1 tRNA gene and 1 rRNA gene are annotated in these 432 nt (G+C 44.9%); both read right to left on the bottom strand.

Going from position 1 to position 432, the window contains the following annotated elements:
* Nucleotides 1–111 precede the first annotated feature (111 nt).
* Nucleotides 112–187: transfer RNA gene (locus ACQRC6_RS09850), tRNA-Ala, on the bottom strand.
* Nucleotides 188–224: 37 nt separating this feature from the next.
* Nucleotides 225–432: ribosomal RNA gene (locus tag ACQRC6_RS09855) — 16S ribosomal RNA — on the bottom strand; the annotation flags it as partial.

A 432-nucleotide genomic window follows, 5' to 3' on the forward strand; every position in this document is an offset into this window, starting at 1 on the left:
AAACATTTCTGTTTTTCCAGTTTATTGTTTGTTTTAGAAATTTTTGATTAGTTTTAAGTTGTTATGGTTCTTTTCTCTTTTTGAGAAGTTTCAACTAACTTGTTGTTAGTCTGGTGGAGATAAGGAGATTCGAACTCCTGACCTCCTGCTTGCAAGGCAGGCGCTCTCCCAACTGAGCTATACCCCCATATATAATTAAAATAGTGTGAAGTTTTTTTCCTTAGAAAGGAGGTGATCCAGCCGCACCTTCCGATACGGCTACCTTGTTACGACTTCACCCCAGTCACTTATCCTACCTTCGACTGCTGCTCCCTTGCGGTTCGCTCACAGGCTTCGGGTATTACAAGCTCCCATGGTGTGACGGGCGGTGTGTACAAGACCCGGGAACGCATTCACCGCAGCATTCTGATCTGCGATTACTAGCAACTCCGG

Origin of the sequence: Peptoniphilus sp. SGI.035, assembly GCF_050315115.1 — a bacterium.
Taxonomy (GTDB): domain Bacteria; phylum Bacillota; class Clostridia; order Tissierellales; family Peptoniphilaceae; genus Peptoniphilus_A.